This window comes from Tateyamaria sp. (assembly GCF_039945315.1).
Lineage (GTDB): Bacteria > Pseudomonadota > Alphaproteobacteria > Rhodobacterales > Rhodobacteraceae > Tateyamaria.
Genome location: NZ_JBDUXB010000019.1, coordinates 189366 through 214876 on the forward strand (window position 1 = coordinate 189366; position 25511 = coordinate 214876).

23 protein-coding genes are annotated in these 25511 nt (G+C 57.6%); 18 read left to right on the top strand and 5 right to left on the bottom strand.

Features of this window, described 5'->3' with window-relative positions; translation table 11 throughout:
* Positions 1 to 128: 128 nt before the first annotated feature.
* The 5 genes from ABJD00_RS05870 to ABJD00_RS05890 all read left to right on the top strand — a co-directional run bounded on the left by ABJD00_RS05870 (position 129) and on the right by ABJD00_RS05890 (position 4716).
* A complete protein-coding gene (locus tag ABJD00_RS05870) occupies positions 129 to 1334 on the top strand; it encodes an NAD(P)/FAD-dependent oxidoreductase (protein ID WP_413835275.1) in 1206 nt (401 codons plus the stop codon).
* A gap of 16 nt (positions 1335 to 1350) precedes the next feature.
* Entirely contained in the window at positions 1351 to 2178 is an 828-nt protein-coding gene (locus ABJD00_RS05875) for an NAD-dependent epimerase/dehydratase family protein (RefSeq protein ID WP_413835272.1), read from the top strand.
* Positions 2178 to 3152, top strand: a complete 975-nt coding sequence (locus ABJD00_RS05880) for a membrane dipeptidase (protein WP_413835269.1) — start codon at positions 2178 to 2180, stop codon at positions 3150 to 3152. The genes ABJD00_RS05875 and ABJD00_RS05880 overlap by 1 nt, the downstream gene beginning before the upstream one ends.
* A 74-nt stretch (positions 3153 to 3226) precedes the next feature.
* Positions 3227 to 4171 carry an NAD(P)-dependent oxidoreductase gene (locus ABJD00_RS05885; RefSeq protein WP_413835266.1) on the top strand — a complete coding sequence of 315 codons (945 nt, stop codon included), beginning with the start codon at positions 3227 to 3229 and terminating at the stop codon, positions 4169 to 4171.
* A gap of 53 nt (positions 4172 to 4224) precedes the next feature.
* The gene (locus ABJD00_RS05890; RefSeq protein WP_413835263.1) at positions 4225 to 4716 is read left to right on the top strand and encodes a hypothetical protein; all 492 of its coding nucleotides are present in this window, start codon (positions 4225 to 4227) and stop codon (positions 4714 to 4716) included.
* Between the two features lie 8 nt (positions 4717 to 4724).
* Here the strand turns inward: ABJD00_RS05890 and ABJD00_RS05895 are convergent, their stop codons facing one another.
* The 3 genes from ABJD00_RS05895 to ABJD00_RS05905 are packed head-to-tail and all read right to left on the bottom strand — an operon-like array spanning position 4725 to position 7191.
* On the bottom strand, positions 4725 to 5282 hold the full coding sequence (locus ABJD00_RS05895; RefSeq protein ID WP_413835261.1) for a TadE/TadG family type IV pilus assembly protein: 558 nt from the start codon (positions 5280 to 5282) through the stop codon (positions 4725 to 4727).
* The gene (locus ABJD00_RS05900) at positions 5282 to 5818 is read right to left on the bottom strand and encodes a TadE/TadG family type IV pilus assembly protein (protein ID WP_413835259.1); all 537 of its coding nucleotides are present in this window, start codon (positions 5816 to 5818) and stop codon (positions 5282 to 5284) included. The genes ABJD00_RS05895 and ABJD00_RS05900 overlap by 1 nt, the downstream gene beginning before the upstream one ends.
* Positions 5815 to 7191, bottom strand: a complete 1377-nt coding sequence (locus tag ABJD00_RS05905; protein ID WP_413835257.1) for a pilus assembly protein TadG-related protein — start codon at positions 7189 to 7191, stop codon at positions 5815 to 5817. Before ABJD00_RS05905 ends, ABJD00_RS05900 begins: the two co-directional genes overlap by 4 nt.
* A 341-nt stretch (positions 7192 to 7532) precedes the next feature.
* Here ABJD00_RS05905 and ABJD00_RS05910 point away from each other — a divergent pair, with 341 nt between their 5' ends.
* Positions 7533 to 8963 carry a Glu/Leu/Phe/Val family dehydrogenase gene (locus tag ABJD00_RS05910; protein ID WP_413835254.1) on the top strand — a complete coding sequence of 477 codons (1431 nt, stop codon included), beginning with the start codon at positions 7533 to 7535 and terminating at the stop codon, positions 8961 to 8963.
* Between the two features lie 30 nt (positions 8964 to 8993).
* Here ABJD00_RS05910 and ABJD00_RS05915 read toward each other — a convergent pair whose 3' ends face one another.
* Complete coding sequence (locus ABJD00_RS05915; protein ID WP_413835252.1) at positions 8994 to 10703, bottom strand: adenylate/guanylate cyclase domain-containing protein; 1710 nt, start codon at positions 10701 to 10703, stop codon at positions 8994 to 8996.
* Positions 10704 to 10934: 231 nt separating this feature from the next.
* On the opposite strand from ABJD00_RS05915, the gene ABJD00_RS05920 reads away from it, so the two are divergent.
* From ABJD00_RS05920 to ribD, 12 genes are all read left to right on the top strand, one after another.
* The gene (locus ABJD00_RS05920; RefSeq protein WP_413835249.1) at positions 10935 to 12188 is read left to right on the top strand and encodes a sarcosine oxidase subunit beta family protein; all 1254 of its coding nucleotides are present in this window, start codon (positions 10935 to 10937) and stop codon (positions 12186 to 12188) included.
* Between the two features lie 86 nt (positions 12189 to 12274).
* Positions 12275 to 12538, top strand: coding sequence for a sarcosine oxidase subunit delta (locus tag ABJD00_RS05925; protein ID WP_413835246.1), 264 nt, complete (start codon positions 12275 to 12277; stop codon positions 12536 to 12538).
* A complete protein-coding gene (locus tag ABJD00_RS05930; protein WP_413835243.1) occupies positions 12535 to 15468 on the top strand; it encodes a sarcosine oxidase subunit alpha family protein in 2934 nt (977 codons plus the stop codon). The genes ABJD00_RS05925 and ABJD00_RS05930 overlap by 4 nt, the downstream gene beginning before the upstream one ends.
* Positions 15461 to 16006 carry a sarcosine oxidase subunit gamma gene (locus ABJD00_RS05935; RefSeq protein ID WP_413835240.1) on the top strand — a complete coding sequence of 182 codons (546 nt, stop codon included), beginning with the start codon at positions 15461 to 15463 and terminating at the stop codon, positions 16004 to 16006. Before ABJD00_RS05930 ends, ABJD00_RS05935 begins: the two co-directional genes overlap by 8 nt.
* A gap of 36 nt (positions 16007 to 16042) precedes the next feature.
* Positions 16043 to 16342 carry a hypothetical protein gene (locus tag ABJD00_RS05940; protein WP_413835238.1) on the top strand — a complete coding sequence of 100 codons (300 nt, stop codon included), beginning with the start codon at positions 16043 to 16045 and terminating at the stop codon, positions 16340 to 16342.
* A 46-nt stretch (positions 16343 to 16388) separates the two neighbouring features.
* Positions 16389 to 18356, top strand: a complete 1968-nt coding sequence (gene dnaG, locus ABJD00_RS05945; RefSeq protein WP_413835235.1) for a DNA primase — start codon at positions 16389 to 16391, stop codon at positions 18354 to 18356.
* Positions 18357 to 18483: 127 nt separating this feature from the next.
* Positions 18484 to 20469, top strand: a complete 1986-nt coding sequence (gene rpoD / locus ABJD00_RS05950; protein ID WP_413835233.1) for an RNA polymerase sigma factor RpoD — start codon at positions 18484 to 18486, stop codon at positions 20467 to 20469.
* A gap of 92 nt (positions 20470 to 20561) precedes the next feature.
* Positions 20562 to 20837: an HlyU family transcriptional regulator gene (locus ABJD00_RS05955; protein ID WP_413835231.1), complete on the top strand. Its 276-nt coding sequence runs from the start codon at positions 20562 to 20564 to the stop codon at positions 20835 to 20837.
* 13 nt (positions 20838 to 20850) lie between these two features.
* The gene (locus ABJD00_RS05960; protein ID WP_413835229.1) at positions 20851 to 21255 is read left to right on the top strand and encodes a secondary thiamine-phosphate synthase enzyme YjbQ; all 405 of its coding nucleotides are present in this window, start codon (positions 20851 to 20853) and stop codon (positions 21253 to 21255) included.
* A 93-nt stretch (positions 21256 to 21348) separates the two neighbouring features.
* Positions 21349 to 21789, top strand: coding sequence for a hypothetical protein (locus ABJD00_RS05965; RefSeq protein ID WP_413835227.1), 441 nt, complete (start codon positions 21349 to 21351; stop codon positions 21787 to 21789).
* A 130-nt stretch (positions 21790 to 21919) separates the two neighbouring features.
* Positions 21920 to 22387 (top strand): transcriptional regulator NrdR, encoded by a 468-nt coding sequence (gene nrdR / locus ABJD00_RS05970; RefSeq protein ID WP_108839031.1) that lies wholly within the window; start codon positions 21920 to 21922, stop codon positions 22385 to 22387.
* The gene (gene ribD / locus ABJD00_RS05975; RefSeq protein ID WP_413835224.1) at positions 22384 to 23484 is read left to right on the top strand and encodes a bifunctional diaminohydroxyphosphoribosylaminopyrimidine deaminase/5-amino-6-(5-phosphoribosylamino)uracil reductase RibD; all 1101 of its coding nucleotides are present in this window, start codon (positions 22384 to 22386) and stop codon (positions 23482 to 23484) included. Before nrdR ends, ribD begins: the two co-directional genes overlap by 4 nt.
* Here the strand turns inward: ribD and ABJD00_RS05980 are convergent.
* Entirely contained in the window at positions 23481 to 25493 is a 2013-nt protein-coding gene (locus ABJD00_RS05980; RefSeq protein WP_413835221.1) for a capsular polysaccharide biosynthesis protein, read from the bottom strand. The genes ribD and ABJD00_RS05980 overlap by 4 nt on opposite strands.
* Between the last annotated feature and the right edge of the window lie 18 nt (positions 25494 to 25511).

The window sequence follows — 25511 nt, forward strand, 5'->3', positions numbered from 1 at the left end:
CTCACCAAAAGATGCAACTTCAGGCGCGCTGCCTGATTGTTGGGCGCCTTAAAAATCGTATCTGGTATCGGTCGCTTTTTGCCCCCAAGGTGAGCAGGGCGAACAAAACGTTGGGCGAACTGATGCAGATGGCAATACCAAAAAACGACACTTACGATGTCATCATCATTGGCGGTGCAATGATGGGCTCATCAACAGCATGGTTTTTGACCAATACAACTGACTTTGACGGTTCCGTTCTCGTGATCGAGCGGGACATGAGTTATGCGAACTGCTCCACCGCCCACACCAACAGTTGCATCCGTCAGCAGTTTTCAACTGAACTCAACGTGCGGATTAGCCAATTCGGAGCGGAGTTCATTCAGAACGCACGACAACATATGGGCGGGGATGACCGCATGCCGGACCTCAAAATCCGCAATTTTGGCTATATGTATCTGGCCGATACGGACACCTTTGCCGACACCCTGCGCAGCAATGCCGAGGTGCAGCATGCCGCAGGCACGCAGACGCAGCTGCTGTCACCGGACGAGATCAAGGCTGCCTATCCCTTCTATAATGTCGACGACATCGTGTTGGGGTCGATCAACACCCATAATGAAGGGTATTTTGATGGCGCCGCGATCTTTGACTCGTGGCGCAGGCAAGCGCGCGAGCGGGGCGTGGAATATGTAGAGAACGAAGTCGTCGACATCACTGTGAACGCCGCGGGCACCCGTGTGGACAGCGTTACGCTGGCCAGTGGCGAAGTGATCGCGTGCGGGCAAGTGGTCAACGCCTCGGGGCCAAGGGCCGCGCGGACCGCTCAAATGGCGGGTATTAGTGTTCCCGTAGAACCGCGCAAACGGTTCAGCTGGGTATTCTCGGCCCAGAATCCGCTGGACCGCGACCTACCACTGACCATTGATCCTTCGGGCGTGCATGTCCGTGAGAATGGCGGGGGCACCTATCAATGTGGTGGGCACGCGAGTGTTGATCCTGCTGTTGATCCGGATGACTTTGCGATGGACCACAGCCTGTTTGAAACGCATGTCTGGCCGATCCTCGCCATGCGCATCCCCCAGTTTGAGGCGATTAAGGTGACCAGTGAATGGGCCGGGCACTACGCCACCAACACGCTGGATCACAACGCGATCACTGGCCCACATCCCGAAATAAGCAATTTCTTCTTTCTGAACGGTTTCTCCGGGCATGGGCTACAGCAGTCTCCGGCGATGGGGCGAGGGACGGCCGAATGGCTGACTCATGGCGCCTACCGCACGCTGGATCTGACTCCATTCCATTATGACCGGGTTGTGCAAAGCCGTCCGATCCTTGAAAAAGCAGTGATCTGAGAAAAAGGGCGTACAAATGAAGAAACTGGTTCTGACGGGTGCAGCAGGCAGCCTTGGGTCGCGTCTGCGTCCGGTGTTGGCTGCAATGTGCGATGAGTTGGTATCGACGGATATCGTGGACAGCGTCGAGGAACTGGCCGCCAACGAAGCCTATGTAAAGGCCGACATCGCCGATATGGCCGCCGTCAGTCCCCTTCTGGAAGGGGCCGACATGGTCATTCATTTTGGCGCCGTCGTGGATGAAAAACCTTTCGAAGAATTGCTCGGCCCGAACTTCGTCGGGGCCTACAATGTTTGGGAGGCAGCATATCGCCACGGAGTGCGCCGCGTCGTTTATGCGTCGTCGATACACGCGGTGGGCATGTACCCCAAAAACGAACACATCGGCATCGATGTGCCACACCGCCCCGACACTTTCTATGGGTTGGCCAAATGCTTTGCCGAGGATCTGGGACGCATGTACTGGGAAAAGCGCGGACTCGAATCCGTCTGCCTGCGCATATATTCCTGCGCCGACGTCACCAACCCGCGTGCCGTGGGCAGCTGGCTCAGCTATCCTGATATGATCCGCCTTGTGAAACGGGCTATCGATACTCCGATCACCGGGTTTTCAATCATCTATGGCATCTCCGATAACGACCGCGCGCCTGTAGATAACTCTGGAGCCGCACATCTTGGCTACCGTCCGCAAGACAACGCTGAACAGTTTGCCGAAGAAATCTATGCAAACTGCGAACCGCTTGATCCACAAAACCCCTCGCACTACCGCCACGGCGGCCCGTTTGCTGGGATCGAGCTCGGCAAAAGTGCGATGTCCGCACTGAACCTGAAAAAAGACGACTGATGCGGATCGACAACCTGCAATACTGCAACTGGTCGGAAAAGGTGTTTCGCCAGATGCGTGAAGGGGGCGTAGACGCTGTTCACGTCACCATCGCCTATCATGAGAATTTCCGTGAAACCGTGCTAAACTTTGAGGCATGGAACCGCTGGTTTGAACTCTACCCTGACCTGATCACCAAGGGTTTGGTGGCCACCGACATAGATGCGGCCAAAGCGGCTGGAAAAACAGCGATCTTCTTTGGCTTTCAAAACCCCAGCCCAATTGAAGACGATATTGGCTTAGTCGAAATCGTACACACATTGGGTGCGCGGTTTATGCAGCTGACCTACAACAATCAGTCCTTGCTCGCGACCGGGTGTTACGAGGCAGAGGACACAGGCATCACACGTATGGGCCGACAGGTGATCAAGGAAATGAACCGGGTCGGCTTGGTGGTGGACATGAGCCATTCGGCAGACCGGTCTACCATTGAGGCAGCGGACATCTCGGAACGTCCTATCGCCATCACCCACGCCAATCCCCACGACTGGCACCCAGCCTTGCGCAACAAGCGCGACGATGTGATCCGTGCCGTTACTGAAAATGGTGGTATGTTGGGTTTTTCGTTGTACCCGCATCATCTCAAGGATGGATCGAACTGCACATTGCAATCGTTTTGCGAGGCGGTCGCGCGCACGGCGGAACGATATGGGACGGATAAGATCGGCATTGGTTCAGACCTTTGCCTGGATCAACCTGACAGCGTCGTTGAATGGATGCGTGTGGGTCGATGGAGCAAAGAGATCGACTATGGTGAGGGCTCTGCCAGTGCGCCGGGCTTCCCGCCCCAACCAGATTGGTTCCGCGACAACCGCGACTTTGGCAACATTGAAGACGGGCTGCGCGCTGTAGGTATGGATGCTGAAGACGTTGCCGGGATCATGGGTGGCAACTGGTATCGCTTTTATTCCGAGAATTTTTCGCCGCGCCCATGAGCGACGTCGTAAACAGAACGGACAAAGGAAGCCTGTCTCAGTTGTCTGGCGAAAAGACACAAAGGAACACACCCATGAAAATCGGATTTATTGGGCTCGGCAACGTTGGTGGCAAACTGTCGGGCAGTCTACTGCGCAACGGGCACGACGTCGCTGTGCATGACCTCAATGCGGACTTTGTCGCGCAAAAAGTTTCGGATGGTGCCACAGACGGCCAAAGCCCGGCCCATCTGATGCAGACCTGCGATGCAGTCATCACCTGCCTGCCCAGCCCAGCTGCGTCGGCTGCAGTGATGGAGGAAATGCTACCTCATATTGGTCCCGGGAAAATCTGGATGGAAATGTCCACGACAGACGAGGCTGAAGTCAAACGCATCGCTGCCCAAGTCATCGCAGCAGGCGGGGCTGCGGTCGATTGCCCTGTTTCTGGCGGGTGTCACCGCGCAGACACCGGCAACATCGCGATTTTTGCAGGCTGTGACCGTCCCACATTCGAACGCATCCTACCGTTGCTGACAACCATGGGCCGCCGCGTGCTGCACACCGGTGATTTGGGCAGCGCGTCGGTGTTGAAGGTACTGACGAACTTCCTTGCCACCGCCAATCTGGTCAGCGTGGCTGAGGCCCTGACCGTCGCCAAGGGCGCAGGCATGGACCTTGGAGTGGCCTATGAGGCGATGGCGATCAGTTCGGGCACTTCGTTTGTGCACGAAACCGAAGGACAGGTGATCCTAAACGGCAGCCGCGATATCTCTTTCACCATGGATCTGGTGGCCAAAGACATTGGTCTGTTTCAGGACGTGGCAGACCGGGCCGGGGTGCCGCTGGAGCTTAACCCCCTGCTGATCGATATCTTTCAGGATGGAATTGCGCGATTTGGACCGCGTGAATTGTCGCCAAACATCATCAAACGGCTCGAAGAGGCGACCGGCCTTGATGTCACCGCGCCGGGCTTTCCGTCGGAAATGTTCGACGACGAACCCGAAGAAGTGGGTGGCGAAGTCATCGTGCGGCGGTGAAGGCCTCAATGATAGCCCTTGTGAGCAGGCAAACTGCGGGCTAGGTGCGTCAGATGCTGAACGATCAAGACCCAAACACAGTCCTTGCGACGATCACAGCCTCTCCCGGGCGGCGCATACTAGGTATAGGTTCTTTGTGGATCCTGTCGTTGATGGTGATCTATGTCGCCATCGTGCAGCCCCCTGAACTGGGCTGGCAGATTTTCCTGCTTGCGCTGGGTGGAGGGGCGATCTGGATCGCCGAGCTAATGCGGCGCGCGACGGCCGTTTCGTTAGAATTGACCCGGGACGAGTTGCGCGACACGGCCGGGGTGGTTCTGGCGCGCATCGACGAGGTTACGGGTCTCGACCGAGGTATGTTCGCCTTTAAGCCTTCAAACGGGTTCCTGATGCGCCTGAACAAAAGAAAACCCAGAGCATGGCGCCCCGGGCTTTGGTGGTCTTTGGGCTCGCGGATCGGTGTGGGCGGAATGACCCCAGCACATGAGGCCAAATTCATGGCCGAGATTATCGCCAATCTGCTAGCTGAGCGCGGTATAGACTGACCCGTAGGTTAGGATGATCCGTCATCCCACAGGACTTGTGGTGCATAGCGTGGCCGCGTGAAAACAAAGTTGTGGATTTCGCGCGTTTGCAGACCTGTGTTGAACGGCGGGTCGTATTTCACGAACGTCTCAACAACCACAACGGTTTCATTGTCAGGCATCACCGGGAGATCCTCACTCAAAGCCTGAATGGCTTCGTCGCTCAACGCTGGCATCCAGCCTTTGTTCTTTGACCAGTATTTCTTGTACTCGTCTGTGTCGGCGTCATAGGTCACACTGGTGACGCGTAAGGCCACGTCAGTGTCTTCGTTTGCCGTCAAGTACGCCAACATCTCCCGAGATCCATTGAGATACCCGTCATCAATGGGGGCTGTTTCGCGCGAGATAACGTCGCCGAGCGTGTAGGCCGCTTTTTGATTTAGCGAGTGTTGGCGATAGGCGTCAAATATCGAGAACATCGACAGATAACCCCAGAACAGAACGGGCAAGATCAGTACGAGTTCGACCGAGATGCTGCCCTGTTCGTCCTTACGGAACGAGCGAAAAAAGTCGCGCATGAGGGTCATTATCCTGGCTCCTGTACAAATCCGGACAGCGACACCATTTTGGCGCGGCCGGTTCCGTCTTTGGTAAAGGCGTAGCCCATTCCAGTGGTCGGGAAGACGGGTTCAAATACATAGCATGCGCGCAACAGCATCAGCTGGTGTTCAGCACCGTGTACAAACGAACGGGATGGTGTGACCGGTTGGGAAACGTCCACGCAATCGGCGGAGCCTGCAAAGCCAGTGAACGAACGTGGGTTGATCGGGTTCATCTCCAGCTTGAGTGCGTTGTCGCAATCCGTCAGGAAACCCGCAAAGTCACAGACCATCTGTTTTACATCGCTGTGCGTATAGTTGGCCCCAGTGTTCAGGCGCACATTGCGCACGGCCATGTCCAACCCCCGGTCCAGAAAGTTCTGGCGCAGCGAATATATGCCCATTTCGACCGACGTCATGAAGAGCGTAAAGAGAAGAGGCACGGCGAGGGCGAATTCGACCATCATCTGCCCGTCTTCCTTGCGCCCGAAATGGCGCAGGAATTTTGTGGCGTTGCGGATCATTGTGTCAGCCTCAGTTGGTTGATTTGTTTGGCGATGGATTCAAAGGCATCGCTGATCTCCACACCTTCGACACGGAAGAAGTGGCTTGGTGAAGAGGCGCAGTCTTCCATAACACCGGCGGAATGGTTCGTGACCTCGAAGCCTATTGACCAGACGACAATCCCTTGATCCTTGGCGGCATCGCAGATGTTTTCCAGCATATCGTCGGCCTGAGAAGACGTGTATTTGGTGTAGCGCCAGTTGTTCCAGCTGCCCCCCACATAGTTGTTGAGGTACCAGTACAGAGGGTAGCGCGACCAGTGCACATAGTGGCTTGGCTGGGCGTAGTACCAGGGCTGGATGCGGACTGTATTAACGTTCTCACCATCCGTCATCAGAATGAGCGTCTTGAGCGTCTCATCGTCGTCATAGGCGGCCGGGCGGTTGGAAAAGTTCGCATCGATCCGGTTATCCAGCGACAGCGCCTGTGTGATTGGCTTGAAGCTGGGGTCGAGCAAAGCGACGCCCCATTTCATACCAAGGTGGATCGAGGTGTTCGCGCGTGCGCGATATTGGTCGATCCGGCCCTTAAGCAAGTCGGCATCCTGCGTATAGGCTAGGATTTCTTCAAAATCCTGTTCGGGGCAACCAGGGTTGTCGATCGGGTATGAATAGCCAGAGCTCGCCTCAAAGTGCTGCATCTGCTCGTATGTCTTGCCAAAATCCAGAGTGGTCGAGTCAAAGTCTTCGATCTCGAAGTCCACGCAGTACGAAAAGTCATGCACGTGGTTTGTCAGCAATTCGTCGAAAATCGGGAAGCCAGCGTTCACTTGTGCGGTGTAAGGAATCAGCGACATAGAAATCAGGTTTTCAGTTTCGTCACGGATCACCGTATCGACGAACGTCTTCGCTGCGTCCTGCAGGTTCTCCATTTTGCTGTTGCGCCCCATCGAGCCGGAGATGTCGAGCACCATTGAGATTTCGACGTTTGCAACTTTTTCTTCGGCCTGGCCCTTGGCGGGTACGGTGAGTTCGTCGACGCCCATCAGGCGCATGAACTGGGTGGGAGTTGTGGTTCTGGCTTGCACGGTCACCGTGCGGTAGTTCAGTCCTTGATCAACGGTCACAGATGTCAGGTATTCGGACATCCCCGCCTTTTCGAAATAGTCGTTTACAACCGCTTCTGGTTCCAGCGTCTGGTCAAGGTCGGCAGCGGCCAGCACGGCCCGATCGACAGTAGCTTGCACCCGTGTGCGTTCCATTTCGTTGCGCATAAGGTCAACACCAATCCCGCCGACGAGCAGCATCATCATCAACATCATGATGGCGAACATCGTCATCGTACCGCTCTCATCGCGCGCAAACCGTGTGGCGCTGCCTTTAAGCGCGGCCATGGATGCTGATCTCGAAGTCGTGTCCATACGCATGATACACCTTACCTGTTATACGATCTGTCGCCCCCAGGGCGTGGTCGTCCAACATCGGGTGTGCGCTCGGAATGTGTCCGAATTCGGGCAAAAGGGCGAAAGCTGTGTGATCTTTAGGGTGCGACCGTGTGTAATCGGGTCGACAGCAAGGCATTGTTTACGAAGTGTTAACCTATTGGTCTTGCGGCCCAACCTATGCGGGTGCTTACACAATTTGCACAAAAAGTTGGCAGTAAGATGCGGAACCGTCATAGTCTGATGATAGGCCGCATTTCTGGCCATTTTGTGCTCAAACAAGGAATACTTCCATGAACACCCCCAAAGAGCCGACGTTTCGCGAAAGCGTGGATATCATGTACAATCGGGCTGTTGCGCTGATGGACCTGTCCCCAGGACTCGAGGAAAAAATACGTGTTTGTAATGCAACCTATACTGTGCGCTTTGGGGTCCGTCTGAGGGGCGAGTTAAAGACGTTCACCGGATACAGGTCCGTTCACTCAGAACACATGGAACCAGTCAAAGGCGGTATTCGCTACGCAACTGGCGTCAATCAAGACGAAGTTGAGGCGCTTGCTGCACTGATGACCTACAAATGCGCACTGGTGGAGGCCCCTTTTGGCGGCTCAAAAGGTGGGCTGTGCATCGACCCGCGCGAATATGACGAGACTGAGTTGGAGCTGATCACTCGCCGCTTTGCCTATGAACTGATAAAACGAGACTTGATCAACCCGTCTCAAAACGTACCTGCGCCGGACATGGGCACTGGTGAGCGGGAGATGTCGTGGATCGCAGACCAGTATAAGCGGATGAACACCACCGACATAAATGGCACCGCTTGTGTCACGGGCAAGCCAACAAATGCGGGCGGTATTCAGGGCCGGACAGAAGCGACCGGGCGTGGCGTGCAATACGCACTGCAAGAGTTCTTCCGTGATGCAGATGGCGTCAAAAAAGCCGGGATGACCGGCACACTCGACGGTAAATCGGTTGTGGTGCAGGGCCTCGGTAACGTTGGCTATCACGCGGCCAAGTTCCTAAGCGAAGAAGATGGCTGCAAAGTTGTTGGCATAATCGAAAGGGACGGCGCGCTGACCGATCGCAATGGACTAGATGTAGATGCCATTCGCCATTGGATCGCCGGGCACGGAGGAGTGGCGAGCTATCCGGGGGCCACATATGTGGAAGATGGCGCGTCGGTCCTCGAACTGGACTGTGACATCCTGATCCCGGCGGCCCTTGAAGGGGTGATCAACCGCACAAACGCGGAACGGGTGACCGCGCCTTTGATCATCGAGGCAGCCAATGGCCCAGTGACGGCAGGCGCGGATGAAATTTTGCGCAGCAAGGGCACAGTGATAATTCCGGACATGTACGCCAACGCCGGTGGTGTCACCGTGTCATACTTCGAGTGGGTCAAGAACCTGTCCCATATCCGTTTTGGCCGGATGCAACGCCGTCAGGAAGAGGCCCGCCACCAGTTGATCATCGACGAACTCGAACGGCTGAGTTCTGACAGCGGTATCGGTTGGGAGTTGAGTCCCAACTTCAAAACGAAGTACCTGCGCGGTGCGGGTGAATTGGAACTGGTTCGCTCAGGCCTAGATGACACGATGCGCACGGCCTATCAGTCGATGGCAAGCGTTTGGCACGAACGCGGAGACGTGGATGACTTGCGCACGGCTGCTTATCTGGTCGCCATTAGCAAGGTTGCGGATAGCTACCGCGCCAAAGGGCTCTGAACATTGAAGGGGCCAGTTGTTTCACCGGCCTCACCCTTCGGGTAACCCAGCCAACCGCAATCCTGCAAAGTATCGCTTGCCGCCCTCTGAGTTGGCGTAATTGTTGGTCGCCTGCCAATTCTTGATTGTCCGGTCCGGCTCCAGCTTGCGGTACTGGGCCAAAACCTCGCGCGCTTCGTCAATCCGCCCCAGATTGGCGAGAGCTGCAGCTTTGACTCCGTAAAAGGTCGGATAGGTGTCCGACAGTTTCAGACCCTTTTCGACATGGTCCAATGCTTCGTCGTCGCGCCCCAATTGCAGACTGGCGGATGCAGCCCCGCCAATCGAGGCCACATAAAATGCGCCAAGCCGCCCAAACTCCAATGATTTGATAAAGCAGTCATAGGCATCTTGCGCCTGTCCACACCAAAGATTTGCCCACCCACAAAAGCTGAGAATACGGGCGTCAAACGGGGCAAACCTTAGCGTTTGGGCAACCGCGTCTTTTAACGGTATCACGCGCTGATCCTCGACATAGGTCGTGATGGCGATGGCTAGGGTCAGCATGGCGTGACCTGCTGCCAGTGGCCGGCCCGCTTCGACCCAATCAGGCACTTTTGCAAGATAAGGCAGGATGGCCGGATTGCTGGTCATGGTCCGTGCGGCCATCAGTACGATCAACCCTTCGGCATGGGCATCTGCCAAATCCGGTTTGGTCTTGATCGCGCGGTCGTGAAACGCAGCGGAGTGAACAAAGGAATCGAGCGAAAAGTCACGCCACGCCATGATCCCCATCAACATGCATTGTTCAGCCGTGAGCTTGTCGTCCGGAATGGCCATGATCCGTGACGTTTCCGCCTCGAGGATCATCCCGATGCTGTGGTCGGCGATTTCTGAGACGACAGCGTCCTGCCAGTCAAATGCATCGTCCAGAGTGCTGTCGGACTTGTGGGTCCAGATCACCAGACCCTCCGGACTTTGCAAACGCGTCTCTAACCGCAGCCTGTCGCCGCGGGCCCGCAAGGTTGGTACCAGCAAATAGCCTGTGGACGTGTCTGCGCTGGTGATCTGCGTGGTCAGCCAGTTGATGCTGCCAAAATACGTGCCAACGTCCGCCGTTAGCGCATCCGCAATGTCCTGCACTTCTGCGCGCGTATCGCTGTTCTTAGTGGGCCTCAGGTTCAGCACCAGCAGGGTCGAGGTGGTTTGCACTGTCATTTCCGACGCCGCCAAGTCGCCAGCGCCATCCGGTGCGCGCAGCCATGTGGTCACAGGGCGGGCAATGTTTTTCAGGGTCTGCGCGCCCGCCGCCTCGAAGGAGGGCGACAATGTTCCATCAAGGCTTGAAAAGACCGCGTCTGAGATCAGAATGCCAGCCTCAGGTGCCAGCGCCTCAAGCCGAGCGGCGACGTTGATGCCATCACCATACAATTCGCCGTCGCTGCGGGTCACGTCGCCGATGTGAATGCCCATCCTCAGGGAAATCATCGGGTGCCCTTTGAGGCGGTCTTGTACCTGCATCGCAGCACTGACCGCTTCGACCGCGCTGGCAAAATCTACTAGCCAACCATCACCCATGCTCTTGACCACCTGACCGTGGAAGTCAGCGAACACGGGCCCAAAGACTTCGTTGCGCAAGGCGTGCAGAGCTGCAAGCGTAGCCGCCTCATCCTCACCGATCATGCGCGAATAGCCCACAACATCTGCTGCCAGAATGGCGGCAAGCTTGCGCGAGGTTTGAGGCGGTGCTGGGGTCGTCATTGTGCGAACTTTAGGTGCGATCCGGACCCAATTCCAGCGCAGAAACGCCAGGCGATTTGATCAGGTTGGCCGTGTGCCTTTGCTCGGTGTGTTCTCAGGGTACGCAATACGCGTCAAACCGTCGCTGATGGACCCAACGATGTCGAAAAGCGGGCGGGCACGGCGCGCACCCTCTTGCTACACCTGCAAGGATGTTGATGGTGTAGGGCCATGACATGAGCGGAGGTGCGCATGCGCTTTTCAGGACTGAAGGTCCTTGCCGAGGGGCTGACAGGAAACAAGGGATGGGGCCCGCACTGGCGCAGCCCTGAACCAAAAGCCGAATACGACATTGTTCTTATTGGGGGCGGTGGGCATGGTCTGGCCACAGCGCACTATCTGGCGAAAGTGCATGGGCTGACCAATGTGGCCGTTCTGGAAAAGGGATATCTCGGCGGGGGCAATGTCGGGCGAAATACTACCATTGTGCGCGCCAATTACATGCTCCCCGGCAACTCCGAATTCTACTCTCACTCGCTCAAACTGTGGGAAGGTCTGGAAGAAGACCTGAACTACAACGTCATGCATTCGCAGCGCGGCATCATCAATCTGGTGCACTCGGATGGCCAGCGCGATGCATTTGTGCGGCGCGGCAACATGATGGTCGGGCAGGGTGACGATGCCGAGATGCTGGATGAAGCCGGTGTGAAAAAGCTGCTGCCGATGATCGATTTTGAGCAGACCCGCTTTCCGATCTTTGGCGGCCTCTATCACAAGCGTGGGGGAACAGCGCGACACGATGCGGTGGCATGGGGTTTCGCCCGCTCTGCATCTGATCGCGGTGTGGACCTGATCCAGCAATGCGAAGTGACAGGCATCGATGTCGAGGGTGGCGTGGTCAAAGGCGTGCAAACCACGCGCGGTCCCATCCGCGCCAAGAAGGTTGGCATGGTGGCCGCAGGACGCTCGTCTCAGGTGGCGGCAATGGCGGGTATGCGTTTGCCCATAGAATCTCATGTGCTGCAGGCTTTTGTAACCGAAGGGTTGAAACCGTGTCTCGATCACGTGGTCACCTACGGCATGGGCCACTTCTATATCAGCCAGTCCGATAAGGGCGGTCTCGTCTTTGGCGGCGATCTGGACATGTATTCCAGCTATGCCGCGCGTGGGAACCTGCCTTTGGTCGAACACGTGACCGAGGCCGCGATGACCCTCATGCCCCAGATCGGCAAGGCGCGGATGCTGCGCAGTTGGGGGGGGGTCATGGATATGTCTCCGGATGGTTCGTTCATCATGGACAAGACCGACATCGATGGTTTGTTCGTAAACACAGGCTGGTGCTACGGCGGGTTCAAGGCGACTCCTGCTTCGGGCCACACTTTTGCACACCTGTTGGCGACGGGCACACCACATGAGACAACCGTGCGACACCGTCTGGATCGTTTCCGTACAGGGGCCGGGATCATGGACGAAGAGTCCACCGGTTCGCAACATAACCTGCATTGAAGGATGGTTGAGATGACGGGAGCCTCCGGCGGGGATTTTTATAAATCAGAGAAGAGATGGACTCAGTGCCATCAAGGAGACGTCTGATGCGGCTGCGATGTCCGATTTGCGGCGAGCGCGATGTGCGTGAGTTTTACTATCAGGGGGCGGCCGTGATGCTGGAACGCCCCGCCCCAGATGCGAGCGAAGCGGCTTGGGATGACTATTTGCACCTGCGCGAAAATCAGCCCGGCGATTTTGAAGAGTTGTGGAGCCATGATGCGGGATGCGGCGCGTGGTTTAAGGTGGTGCGCAACACGGTCACACACGAAGTGAAGAGCGCGGTTCTTGCCGCAGGGGGCAAGGGATGAGGGTTGCTGGCAAGGGTCTGATAGACCGCAACACGTCGCTGTCATTTCGCTTTGATGGCAATACCTATCGCGGGTTTGCCGGGGATACACTGGCTTCGGCGTTGCTGGCCAATGATGTGTGCATGGTGGGACGGTCGTTCAAATACCATCGTCCACGCGGCATTCTGACCGCCGGGTCCGAAGAGCCAAACGCATTGGTCACCGTTGGCAAAGGCGAGGCCACTGACCCTAATGTGCGCGCTACGGTGCAAGAGGTTTACGAGGGGCTTGAGGCGCGTCCGCAGAATGCTTGGCCCTCGCTTGGTTTCGATCTGCTGAGTGTCAACGACCTGGCCGCGCCATTTTTGGGAGCTGGTTTTTATTACAAGACTTTCATGTGGCCCCGTGCGTTCTGGGAAAAGGTCTATGAACCTGCGATCCGCCGCGCGGCAGGCTTGGGTGCGCTTGGCCCGGTCAAAGACGAAGATCACTATGAAAAGGCTTACGCGTTCTGTGACCTGCTGGTGATCGGGGCTGGGCCTGCAGGCTTGATGGTAGCCTTGGTGGCCGCAAAGTCCGGGGCACAGGTTATCCTGGCGGATGAAGACAGCTTGATGGGCGGGCGCTTGAATGCCGAGACGCTTGAGGTGGATGGCAAGCCTGGATCGCTTTGGGCCGCCGAGACCATAAAGGCCCTGTCCGCCATGGAAAATGTACGACTGATGACACGCACCACCGTCACGGGTGCTTATGACGGCGGCACGTTTGGCGCGTTGGAGCGGGTTGGTCATCACGTCGCCGACATGCCCAAGGGCGGGGTCAAGGAAACCTTCTGGCGCATGGTCGCCAAGCGTTCGGTTCTGGCGGCAGGCGCGATCGAACGCCACATCGCCTTCCAGAACAACGACCGCCCCGGGATCATGGGCGCGGGCGCTGTGCGCGCGTACCTTAACCGTTGGGGCGTGGCTCCGGGCAAAGCAGTCACGGTCTTTGCCAACAACGACGATGCGCACCGCACTGCTCTGGATATGGTTGATGCGGGTGTACATGTCGCAGCCGTCATCGACAGCCGTGCGGATGCCAAAGCGCTGGGCGACTACCGCGTGATTGCTGGTGCCATGGTGTCTGGCAGTTCCGGGCGCAAGCGACTTGAAGCTGTCAGCGTGCAGACGAACGCGGGCGTCGAGAACATCATGACTGACTGTCTGGCCGTCTCAGGTGGTTGGAACCCGACGGTGCATATGACCTGTCATATGAACGGGTGGCCCACTTGGAATGCCGACATCGCCAGCTTCGTCCCGACCCCGGGCTCCATTCCTGGAATGGAAGTGGCGGGCGCGTGCAATGGTGCGTTTTCAACGGCGGCGTGCCTGTCCGAAGGGGCAGCGGCCGCCAAAGCGAGCCTGAAAGCAATTGGCATAACGATCGCGGACGTTGCTTTGCCATCCGCAGAGGACACGCCTTATGTGGTCTCTCCTCTTTGGGCTGTACCGGGCAAAGGGCGGGCATGGCTTGATTTCCAGAACGACGTCAGCGTCAAGGATGTCAAACAGGCGGCAGTGGAAAACTTCACCTCAGTCGAACATATGAAGCGCTATACCACTCAAGGCATGGCGACGGATCAAGGCAAGAACTCAAACGTGACCGCGCTTGCCTTACTGGCAGACGCGACTGGGCGCGGTATCCCCGAGACTGGCACAACGACCTTCCGCCCGCCCTTTAGCCCGGTGGCGCTTGCCGCGCTTGGCGCAGGCGCGCAGGGTGCCGGGTTCGCGCCTGAGCGCAAGACGACCAGCCACCGGGCCAGCGTTGGCATGGGTGCCCCGATGATCGCGGTGGGCTTGTGGTATCGCCCTTCCTATTTCCCCACCGCCGGAGAAACCACATGGCGCCAGTCGTGTGACCGGGAAGTTGGCTATGTTCGCGAGGCAGTGGGGGTCTGTGATGTTTCGACCCTTGGCAAGATCGACATTCAGGGCCCAGATGCTGCCAAGTTGCTCGATTTTGTCTACACCAACATGTTTTCGACGCTCAAAGAGAACCGAGTGCGCTATGGTCTGATGCTGCGTGAGGACGGTTTCGTCATGGATGACGGGACCACGGCGCGGCTGGGCCCAAACCACTACGTGATGACCACCACGACGGCGGCGGCTGGTCAGGTCATGCGGCACCTCGAATTCGTGACGCAGGCGCTGCATCCGGAATGGGACGTGCGGATTATGTCCGTGACCGAGCAGTGGGCGCAGTTTGCGGTAGCCGGACCAAAGGCACGCGATCTACTGAATGGTTTATTGGACGAGACACTTGATGGCGAGGCTTGGCCGTTCATGGCCTGTGGCCCGGTCAGCGTTCAGGGGGTGAGGGGGCGTCTGTTCCGCATCTCATTCTCGGGAGAACACGCTTATGAACTTGCGGTACCATCGCGCTATGGTGATGCGCTGTTCCGGCAGTTGGTTGCGCAGGCCGAGGCGATGAATGGTGGCGCGTATGGGATGGAGGCGCTCAATGTGCTTCGGATTGAAAAGGGCTTTATTACCCATTCCGAAATCCATGGCCGGATCAGCGCTCAAGATATTGGCATGGGCCGGATGCTGTCGCAGAAGAAGGACTTCATCGGGAAAACCATGGCACATCGCCCTGGCTTCCTTGAAGACGGGCGAGAGCAATTGGTCGGCATGAAACCCGTCGGTGCAGTCAAGCAACTGACGGCAGGCGCGCATATCTACAGCGATGGAGAAGAACCGGTGCGCGCGCATGATCAAGGCTATGTGACATCTGTCGCGTTCTCACCGACCTTTGGGCACTACCTTGGGCTTGGCTTTGTTCAGAGTGGGCTGTCCCGGCATGGCGAGGTTTTGAACATGGTCGATCATTTGCGTGGCATTCAAACCCGGGTGGAACTGTGCGACCCGGTGTTCTTTGACCCGGAAGGAGGGCGCACCCGTGGCTGATCTGATTGCAAAAACGCCTCTGGACAGCATGGAGGCAAAGACTATCGGCACGGTGGCGTTGGTCGAAGTTGATTTGGGCGTGCTCACCTCGATTGCGCCCTTTGCCGGGCAGGCCAAGGCATTGGGCGGTGCGTTCAAGGCAGCCCACGGAATCGCATGGCCCGCCCTGCTGCGTGCCACTGGCAAAGCTGGTGCGCGGGCGATCTGGTTTGGTAAAGACACGGTAATGCTCGCTGGGCCGGAACCGGATGCAGCCCTTAACGCGTATGCCGCGATGAATCTGCAAAGCGATGCCTGGACGAGCGTGACCCTGACGGGTGCGGATGTGGAGGCGGTTCTGGCGCGGGTTGTCCCTGTCGATGTCTCCGCCGCCCATTTCAAGCGGGGGCACACGGCGCGCACTCAAATTCAGCACATGAACGGATCGGTGACCCGGATTGCCGCAGACAGTTTCTTGCTGATGGTGTTCCGGTCCATGGCTGGCACTCTGCTTCACGATCTGGAAAGGGCCATGGAAAGCGTCGCGTCGCGCAGCTAAAACCTCAGGAACGATTCTAATATTCCGGAGCCCGCCATGACCCGCTTTGCACTGATCCTTGCCACCGCTGCCTTTGCGACGCCCGCTTTTGCGGAAGACAAGAAAGAGACCTGTGCTTATCAGGCCCAAGTCGTCAAAGCGATCCAGACCGCGCGTTTGGAACGGGTAGCAGAGCGCGATGTACAGGATCACATCCTTGCTCAGTCGCCCACATGGCCCGAAAAATACAACAACGTCATCCCCTTGATCACACCTTGGGTCTACGAGCAAAAGCGGAAGGTGATCCGCAACGAAGACCTGGGAGCCGGTTGGAACGAGTTGTGCCTGCAACAATAGGGTTTCGGACTCGACTCTGACCCTGTGCGCCCCAATATTGTAAAGCATGAGCCTGCCCCCTGGATTTCTGGACGAACTGCGCACGCGACTGTCGCTTGGGCAGGTGGTCGGGCGCAAAGTCATGTGGGATGCGCGCAAGTCTAATCAGGGCAAGGGCGATCTGTGGGCGCCGTGCCCGTTCCACCACGAAAAGACCGCCAGCTTTCACGTCGATGATCGCAAGGGTTACTACTACTGCTTTGGTTGCCACGCCAAAGGGGATGCGATCAGCTTTGTGCGCGAAACTGAGAATGTGGGCTTCATGGAAGCGGTCGAAATATTGGCTGGTGAGGCCGGAATGCCGATGCCGGAACGGGATCCGCGCGCACAGGAAAAGCAGGATCGCCGTACGCTGCTGGCGGATGTCATGGAACAAGCGGTTCAGCATTTTCGCCTGCAGCTGAAAACGGGCGTGGCCTCTGAGGCTCGCGACTACCTTGAACGGCGCGGGCTTGATGCAAGTGCTCAGGATCGCTGGGAAATCGGATTTGCTCCGGATGCTTGGCAAGGGCTTTGGGATGCGCTCAAGGCCAAAGGAGTCGAAGATGATCTGATCCTTGGCGCCGGACTGGCCAAACCCAGCCAGAAGGGCGGCAAACCCTATGACACTTTCCGCGGGCGCATTATGTTCCCGATCCGCGATGCGCGCGGGCGCTGCACGGCCTTTGGTGGGCGTGCGATGGACCCAAACGACAATGCCAAATACCTGAATTCGCCCGAGACCGAATTGTTTGACAAGGGGCGCAGTCTTTATAACCACGGGCCTGCCCGAACCGCTGCAGGGAAAGGCCAGCCATTGATCGTGGCCGAAGGCTATATGGATGTTATCGCGCTGGCTGAACACGGGTTTGGCGCATCCGTTGCCCCGCTTGGGACGGCCATCACGGAACACCAACTGGCCATGCTGTGGCGTATTGCAGACGAACCGATCATCGCTTTGGATGGCGATACCGCGGGTTTGCGTGCGGCCATGCGGTTGATCGATCTGGCCCTTCCGGCGCTTGAAGCAGGCAAGTCCTTGCGCTTTGCGCTGATGCCCGAGGGGCAGGACCCGGACGATCTGCTCAAGGCTCAAGGGACCGGCGCACTGCAAAAGCTGCTGGATGACGCGATCCCGATGGTCCGCCTGCTGTGGCAACGCGAGACTGAGGGCAAAGTCTTTGACAGCCCCGAACGCAAGGCCGCGCTCGACAAGGCACTGCGTGAAAAGATTAAACTGATCCAGGATCCTTCAATCCGTCAGCACTACGGGCAGGAAATCAAAGACTTACGCTGGGATCTTTTCCGCGCCAAACGTGGAGCTTCTCCTCAGACAGGTGGCGGCTGGCAGGGCGGAAAAGGCAAGCGTGGCTGGCAAGCCCCACCGACGCCAATGCCCAGCACTAAGTCGTCCGCACTTGTCGCGGGCGGCGATCAAGTGGGCGTCCACTTGCGTGAAGCGGTCATTCTGGCAGCACTGATCGCGACACCGGATGTGGCGGATGAGTTCGAAGGCGGATTAGAGAGCCTCAATTGCGCCGATCCAGACCACGCCACCCTGCGGGATATGATTTTGCGTCACGCGCACAGCGGCAAAGATGCGTTGCGAGAAAATATTTTAGACGCACTGGGCCCACAAACCCTTGATAACCTGATGTCATCGCGCCATGTGGCACTGATACCTTGTATCCGCACACCAGGCGACAGCGATATGGCCCGCATGACCGTGGCCGAAGAGCTCGCAAAACTCAGCGCGGCGAAGGGATTGGACGCCGAAATCGCGGATGCGATGCAGGACCTTGAAGGGGTCGCAGATGAAGGGGTGACCTGGAGGCTGGGACAAGCTGCAGCTGCTGCCGACCATGCAACCCGTACGGGCAAAGAGGACAACGCCGAATACGACGTCAGCGCAAACGGCGCGCGAATCAGTAAAAGCGAACGTGACGCGTTTGCCTCATTGATGGACCAAATCAGCTTTTCCAAACCAAGGCGGTGATGCCTTTTGGCCTCAAAGCATTAGGAAAATAACGGTAAGAGGGTGGCCGAATCACCCAGACCACGAAATGATTCTTTAGCGATTCGGTTAAGCGAATCGCCTATGAGCCCCGACGAAGGAGCCCAGCATGGCCGCAAAAGACACGAACGAAGACTCAAAGACCGACGATCAGGACAACGAGCATTCGCTCGATATGAGCCAGGCCGCCGTCAAAAAGATGATCGGCGAGGCCCGCGAGAAGGGCTACATCACCTATGATCAGCTCAACACGGTGTTGCCACCTGATCAGGTAAGCTCCGAACAGATCGAAGATGTGATGTCTATGTTGTCTGAAATGGGCATCAACATTATCGAAGATGAAGAGGCCGAAGAGGAAGAGCAAAAAGGTTCGACCGATGTGACCACCACCGAAGGCACCCGCGATTTGACGCTGGGCGCCACGGGTCAGGAAAAACTCGATCGTACTGACGACCCAGTCCGCATGTATCTGCGGGAAATGGGTAGCGTTGAGCTTTTGAGCCGCGAGGGCGAGATTGCGATCGCCAAGCGAATCGAGGCCGGTCGCAACACGATGATCGCGGGCTTGTGCGAAAGCCCACTCACCTTTCAGGCGATTACCATCTGGCGCGACGAACTTTTGTCCGAAGAGATCCTGCTGCGCGATGTGATCGACCTTGAGGCGACATTCGGCAACCAGATGGGCGAAGAAGGCGAGGAGACTGCAGAACCTGTGGTGCCAACCGCCGGCGCACCCGAGGCCAAAACCGACGACAGCCCCGAACTTGATGCCGACGGCAACCCGATTGCCAAAGACGACGATGACGATGAAGACGAACAGGCCAACATGTCGCTTGCTGCGATGGAGGCGGCACTTAAGCCGCAAGTGCTTGAGGCCCTCGACATCATCGCCAACGACTACGCCATGCTGTCCGAAATGCAGGACAGCCGGATTTCGGCGACTCTGAACGAAGACGGCTCATTCTCTGACAAGAACGAAGCGACCTACCAAAAGCTGCGGGCCGAAATCGTGCTGCTGGTCAATGAACTGCACCTGCACAACAATCGTATCGAGGCTTTGATCGACCAGCTTTACGGCATCAACCGCCGTATCATGCAGATCGACTCCGCCATCGTAAAACTGGCCGACCAAGCCCGCATCAACCGTAAGGAATTTGTTGATTCCTATCGTGGTCGCGAATTGGACCCCAACTGGCTGGAAGAAATGGGCGAAAAATCTGGCCGCGGCTGGCAGATGTTCATTGAACGCTCAGCCGGTAAAGTTGAAGAGCTGCGCAACGACATGGCGCAAGTTGGTCAGTATGTCGGCCTCGATATTTCTGAATTCCGCCGCATCGTGCAACAGGTTCAGAAGGGCGAAAAAGAAGCCCGTCAGGCGAAGAAAGAAATGGTGGAGGCCAACCTGCGTCTCGTCATCTCCATCGCCAAAAAATATACTAACCGTGGCTTGCAATTCCTTGATCTCATCCAGGAAGGCAACATTGGCTTGATGAAGGCCGTCGATAAATTCGAGTATCGTCGCGGTTACAAGTTCAGCACCTACGCCACATGGTGGATCCGGCAAGCGATCACACGGTCTATCGCAGATCAGGCGCGCACCATCCGTATCCCCGTGCACATGATCGAAACAATCAACAAATTGGTCCGGACTGGCCGCCAGATGCTGCACGAGATCGGACGCGAACCTACGCCAGAAGAACTGGCCGAAAAGCTTCAAATGCCGCTTGAAAAGGTCCGCAAGGTGATGAAGATCGCCAAGGAACCGATTTCGCTCGAAACCCCAATTGGGGACGAGGAAGACAGCCAGCTTGGCGATTTCATCGAAGACAAAAACGCGGTCCTGCCGCTGGATTCCGCAATCCAGGAAAACCTGAAGGAAACCACGACACGCGTACTTGCTTCGCTTACCCCACGTGAAGAACGCGTGCTGCGCATGCGCTTTGGTATCGGGATGAACACAGACCACACTCTCGAAGAGGTTGGCCAGCAGTTCAGCGTGACCCGCGAACGTATTCGCCAGATCGAGGCGAAAGCGCTGCGCAAGCTCAAGCACCCGAGCAGAAGTCGCAAGCTGCGTTCGTTCTTGGATCAGTGATGCACGCCTAAAAGATCCAAGGCCACGGACGGGTATCCCCGTCTGTGGCCTTTTTCGTTCCAACTGCAATTGCGATGCGATGAGGTAACCAAATGTCCTTTTTGAAAAAGCTATTTGGCGGTGGCCGCGACGGCCCGAACGAAGCAGCGGGTGAGACCTATAAAGAGTTTCAAATCACACCGACGCCACAGCGCGACGGCACACAATACCGTATCTGCGCCCGCATCGAAAAAGAGGTCGATGGCGAGACACTGAGCCACACGCTGATCCGCGCCGACACAATTGGCGATCCGGACGAGGCCGCGGCGGCCTCAATCGCCAAGGCCAAACAGATGATCGACGAACAGGGTGATAGGGTGTTCCGCTAAAAAGGGGCGCTATATGCAAACGACCTTCACACTCCAAACCAGCGGTCAGGGCCTTTACGAATTCACCCGGGACGTGGCCCAGTGGGCAACGGGTACGGGTCTGCTCACCCTGTTTGTCCAACACACCTCTTGCTCGCTGCTCATTCAGGAAAACGCGGACCCCGAGGTGCAAACCGACCTCGCCGCATTTTTTGGCAAGCTCGTGCCGCGCAGCACAGATCCTTCGATGTCTTACCTGACGCATACCTACGAGGGTCCCGACGATATGCCCGCGCATATCAAGGCGGCCATGCTGCCCGTTAGCCTGAACATTCCGGTTTCGGGCGGACGGCTTGCACTGGGCACATGGCAGGGCATTTACCTTTTCGAACACCGCGATGCCCCCAAAACCCGCCGTGTTGTGGCGCATTTGCAGTGACCGCCCATGCACCAAAGCGTTCGCATCGACACCAGTACGACTATCAATGTGCCGCAAAAGGCTTATTCTGGGCACAACAAGAGGAGTAGTTTCATGTCAAAGCCTTTGGCCGTTGCCGCGATGCTTGCCGTTCTGACACCGCTGAACGTCAATGCTTTTGGATTTGGGATTCTAGAAACCTTTACAGTCCCAATTGTGCCGCTTGATAAGACGACATTCGAAGCGATCGAAGCGGACGGTGCGGGCGGGACGCAAATGTGGTGCGCAGCTGGAATATTCGCCACGCGAGTCCTCGGAATGACCAACGGCGAAATTTACATAAAACAAGCCCGTGGACCGTCTGTCGCTGTTCAGGGTCGAAAGGGTGTCTTATTCACAACGCTAGAAGTGCCGAATGCGTCCAAATCCTATTCACAGGGCGTGCAAACCACTGGCAAGTCGTTTTCTGCGGGTCACGCCCATTCGCTTTGCTTCGGGAGCGATCTTCGTGCTGTGCGCATCCGCTTGCCAAATGGGCAGATTGTCCATCGATGACACTGGACCAGTACCGCTTATCTAGCGGTGCAATTTCTGGACTACCCAAAACCTAGGCAACCTCGTATAGTTTCGTGGAATAGGGGGCAAACCCCTACCACTGGCAGGATTTGTAAGAGGGGGATGGGCGATGCGCTGTCCGTTTTGCGGAAATATAGACACTCAGGTGAAAGACAGCCGTCCCGCAGAGGATCACGTATCCATCCGGCGTCGTCGCTTTTGTCCAGCCTGTGGTGGGCGCTTTACCACCTATGAACGCGTGCAGTTGCGTGACCTTGTTGTGATCAAATCCAATGGCAAGCGTGAGGACTTCGACCGCGACAAGCTCGAACGCTCCATCCGCATCTCAATGCAGAAACGTCCCATCGATCCCGAGCGGATTGATCAGATGATCTCGGGGATTGTCCGCCGCTTGGAATCCATGGGGGAAACCGACATCCCGTCCAAGACCATCGGTGAGATTGTAATGGAAGCCCTGCATCGGATCGACACGGTCGCCTATGTGCGCTTTGCCAGCGTTTACAAGAACTTCCAGGCTGCGGATGACTTCGACAAATTCGTACAGGAACTGCGACCCGACAGCCAATCAGACGAGTGAGCGCGCGCAGCGACACTCGCTTCATGGCGCTCGCCCTAAGCTTGGGGCGGCGCGGGCAGGGGAACACGGGTTCCAATCCTGCTGTTGGCTGTGTGATCGTCAAAGCGGGTCGGATTGTTGGACGCGGCTGGACTCAGCCGGGTGGAAGACCCCATGCCGAAACCCAAGCTTTGGCGCAGGCGGGTTCGGCGGCCCAAGGCGCCACCGCCTATGTCACCCTTGAACCTTGCGCGCACCATGGCAAGACACCTCCCTGTGCGGAGGCGTTGATTGACGCAAAAGTTGCGCGCGTTGTCGTCGCTTTGCAGGACAGTGATCCACGCGTGGATGGGGCTGGCATTGCGCGGCTGGAAAAGGCCGGGATCGACGTCGAAACAGGCGTTTGCGCGGACGAGGCCGAGGCAGATCTGACCGGGTTTCTTTTGCGCACGGAACAGGGCCGTCCGCTTGTCACACTTAAACTTGCCAGCAGCTTTGACGGTCGGATCGCAACAGGTACCGGTGAAAGCCAGTGGATCACGGGATCCGAAGCGCGGCGCGTTGTGCACGCCATGCGCGCGCGCCATGACGCTGTCATGGTGGGCGGAGGCACGGCACGCCATGACGATCCTTCGCTGACGGTACGTGGGCTCGGGGTGGATCATCAGCCTGCGCGTGTGGTGGTATCGCGTCGTCTTGATGTCCCGCTGCTTGGCAATCTGGCCCGCACGGCGCGCGAAATCCCTGTCTTGTTGTGTCACGGACGGGACGCCAACCCGATGTTGCAAAAGACATGGGCTGATCTAGGCGCGCACTTGGTTTCATGTGCTGCGCGGGGCAGCCAGCTTGATCCGCAGGACGTGCTGAAACAACTGGGTGCCTATGGGCTCACGCGGGTATTTTGCGAAGGTGGCAGCGCGCTGGCCGCCGCGCTGATCGAGGCGGATCTTGTGGACCGACTGGTGGGCTTTACTGCGGGTGTCGCGATTGGGGCTGAGGGTCTGCCCAATATCGGGGCGCTTGGTCTTGGCAAGCTGTCAGAGGCTGCGCGGTTCGATCTGGACACGGTGCGGCGCATCGGCCCGGATATCTGCCACGAATGGCGTCGCGCGCTCTAGCGCCACAAATGCGCGCGACTGGCCAGCAGCCCTTGCAGCTTTGACAATGCACGATTTGACCACCCCGGATGGGGCACCGCGCCACTTGCCAGACGCTCGGCGACAACCTCAACAGGGCAGGGTAGACCGGTCACTGGATCAAAGTAGCGTGGGTAATCGATCAATGCGGCATGAACCAAGCCTGTCAGTGTGACATTCTCGCGTCTCCGCGGGGGAACGTCGCCGTGATCGGTGCTGAGGCCCCAGCCTGCATAAAATGGAACGCCCACTGTGACGACCGAAACACCGCGCAACAGAGCCTCGAAACCGGCCAGAGAGGTCATGGTCCACAGCGTATCCACAGCGCCCAGAAGGGCCGTGATGTCACTTTGATCGGCCACCACATCTGCCAATTCGCTTGCATCAAACGCCCCGGCGCGCAGGCCTGCCTCTACGTCCGGGTGGGGTTTGTAGATCAGCGTAGCGTTTGGATGTGCCGTACGTGCCGCCTCCAGCAGTGCGCTATTGGTTTTGATCTGACCGGTGCCGGTCCGGATCGACGCATCGTCTTCGACCTGACCAACCACCAAAACACGCGGACCTTCCGGCAATTCGGGGAGTGCACCGTCCAGATTGTACTTGCTGATCTGGTCACGCGTGAGCGCTCTTATCAACGCCTCTGCCCGTCGCGCCTGATCGGGACGCAGAGTGCTGCGCATTTGGATCAGCTTTTCAAGGCGGCTTGGGCGGGACGGATCATAGTAGATGCCCAGATCGTCGGTCACCAGTGACAGGGGCGGCACAAGTTCTGCGCCCAAACCTTTTGAGCGCAGAAACCCGTCCTCAACCCGAAGTGCGGCCTGATGGCCCACCTCGGCCTTGCCCGCCCAAACCATCCATGGGCGCGCGCTGGCGCGGGCGGCAGCGGGGTCATCAATGAATGTCATCGCCTTGTAGCGACCAAACACCTTCTGCATGGGTTTGCGTTTCCACATGCGCATGCCGCTTGCGACCCAGCCTTTGTGATCTTCGCGCCATGCGCGGGTCTCGGCCGCGAGCGTCTCGATCGCTGTCTCAATCTCGCACAAACTGTCGCGAAACGGATCGTACCACTTGGGGTAAAGCATCATCGCGCCGGCAAACAGCTGCGCCCGTGTCAGCTTGCGTTGGCGGCGCTGCACCGGAAATTCATCAACGCTCAGACCCCACCCGGCGTAAAACGGCTGACCAAAGACCCGCGGTTTATGTCCCGTTAGCATCGCCTCAAACCCAAGGCCGGAAGAGACCGTGTAAACCGCGATTGCCCCCTCAAACAGGGCCCACGGGCTGACTGGATCGCGCAGAATTTCCACCCCATCCCTGGCGTCATCAGCGCTGAAATAGCCCTCACGATAGCCTTGCTCGGTTTCTGGGTGCGTCTTTATCACAATCCGCGCACCGGGGTGTTCGTCGCGGGCAACAAACAGCATCTCAAGGAAACGGTTGCGATCCGCGCCAGAGGCCGTGACGGACGCGTCTCCGCGCGTCTGATCGATGACCAGAACATAGCCGGGTGCGGGCACAGGGGTGTCGGGTTCAAAGGCTGTGTATTTGCTTAGATGGGCCTCTTGGATGCGTGCGATGCAGCCGCGGGCCCGGTCCAGCAGCGCCGTGTCATCCAGCGGATGTTTGGCCAGTATATCCTCCAGATCGGAGGGGCGCGCCGCGTTGAAATGTGCGCCCTTGCTGTCCATGAGTAACCCAAGAGGTGGGGCACCGGCACGCCCGGGGAACAATGAACGCAAGAAAGCGTCCTCAATCCTCAGCACGGGCGTGTTGCGTTTTGCGGCCACGGACAGACCGCGATGGGCGGTCGGAGAATTGCCCCAGATCCCGACCAGATCATCAGCGCCGGGCAGGCCAAGGGATACACGGTACCCCGAAAGGCTCAGAATACGACGCACACGAGTCTGGGTCAGAAAGCCGCCGTTATAAACGTAAAGCCGCCGGGCCTTTTCAGGTCCGGCGGTGGGAATGAGAGTTTGTGCCACGCAGTGTGCCCTTGGCGA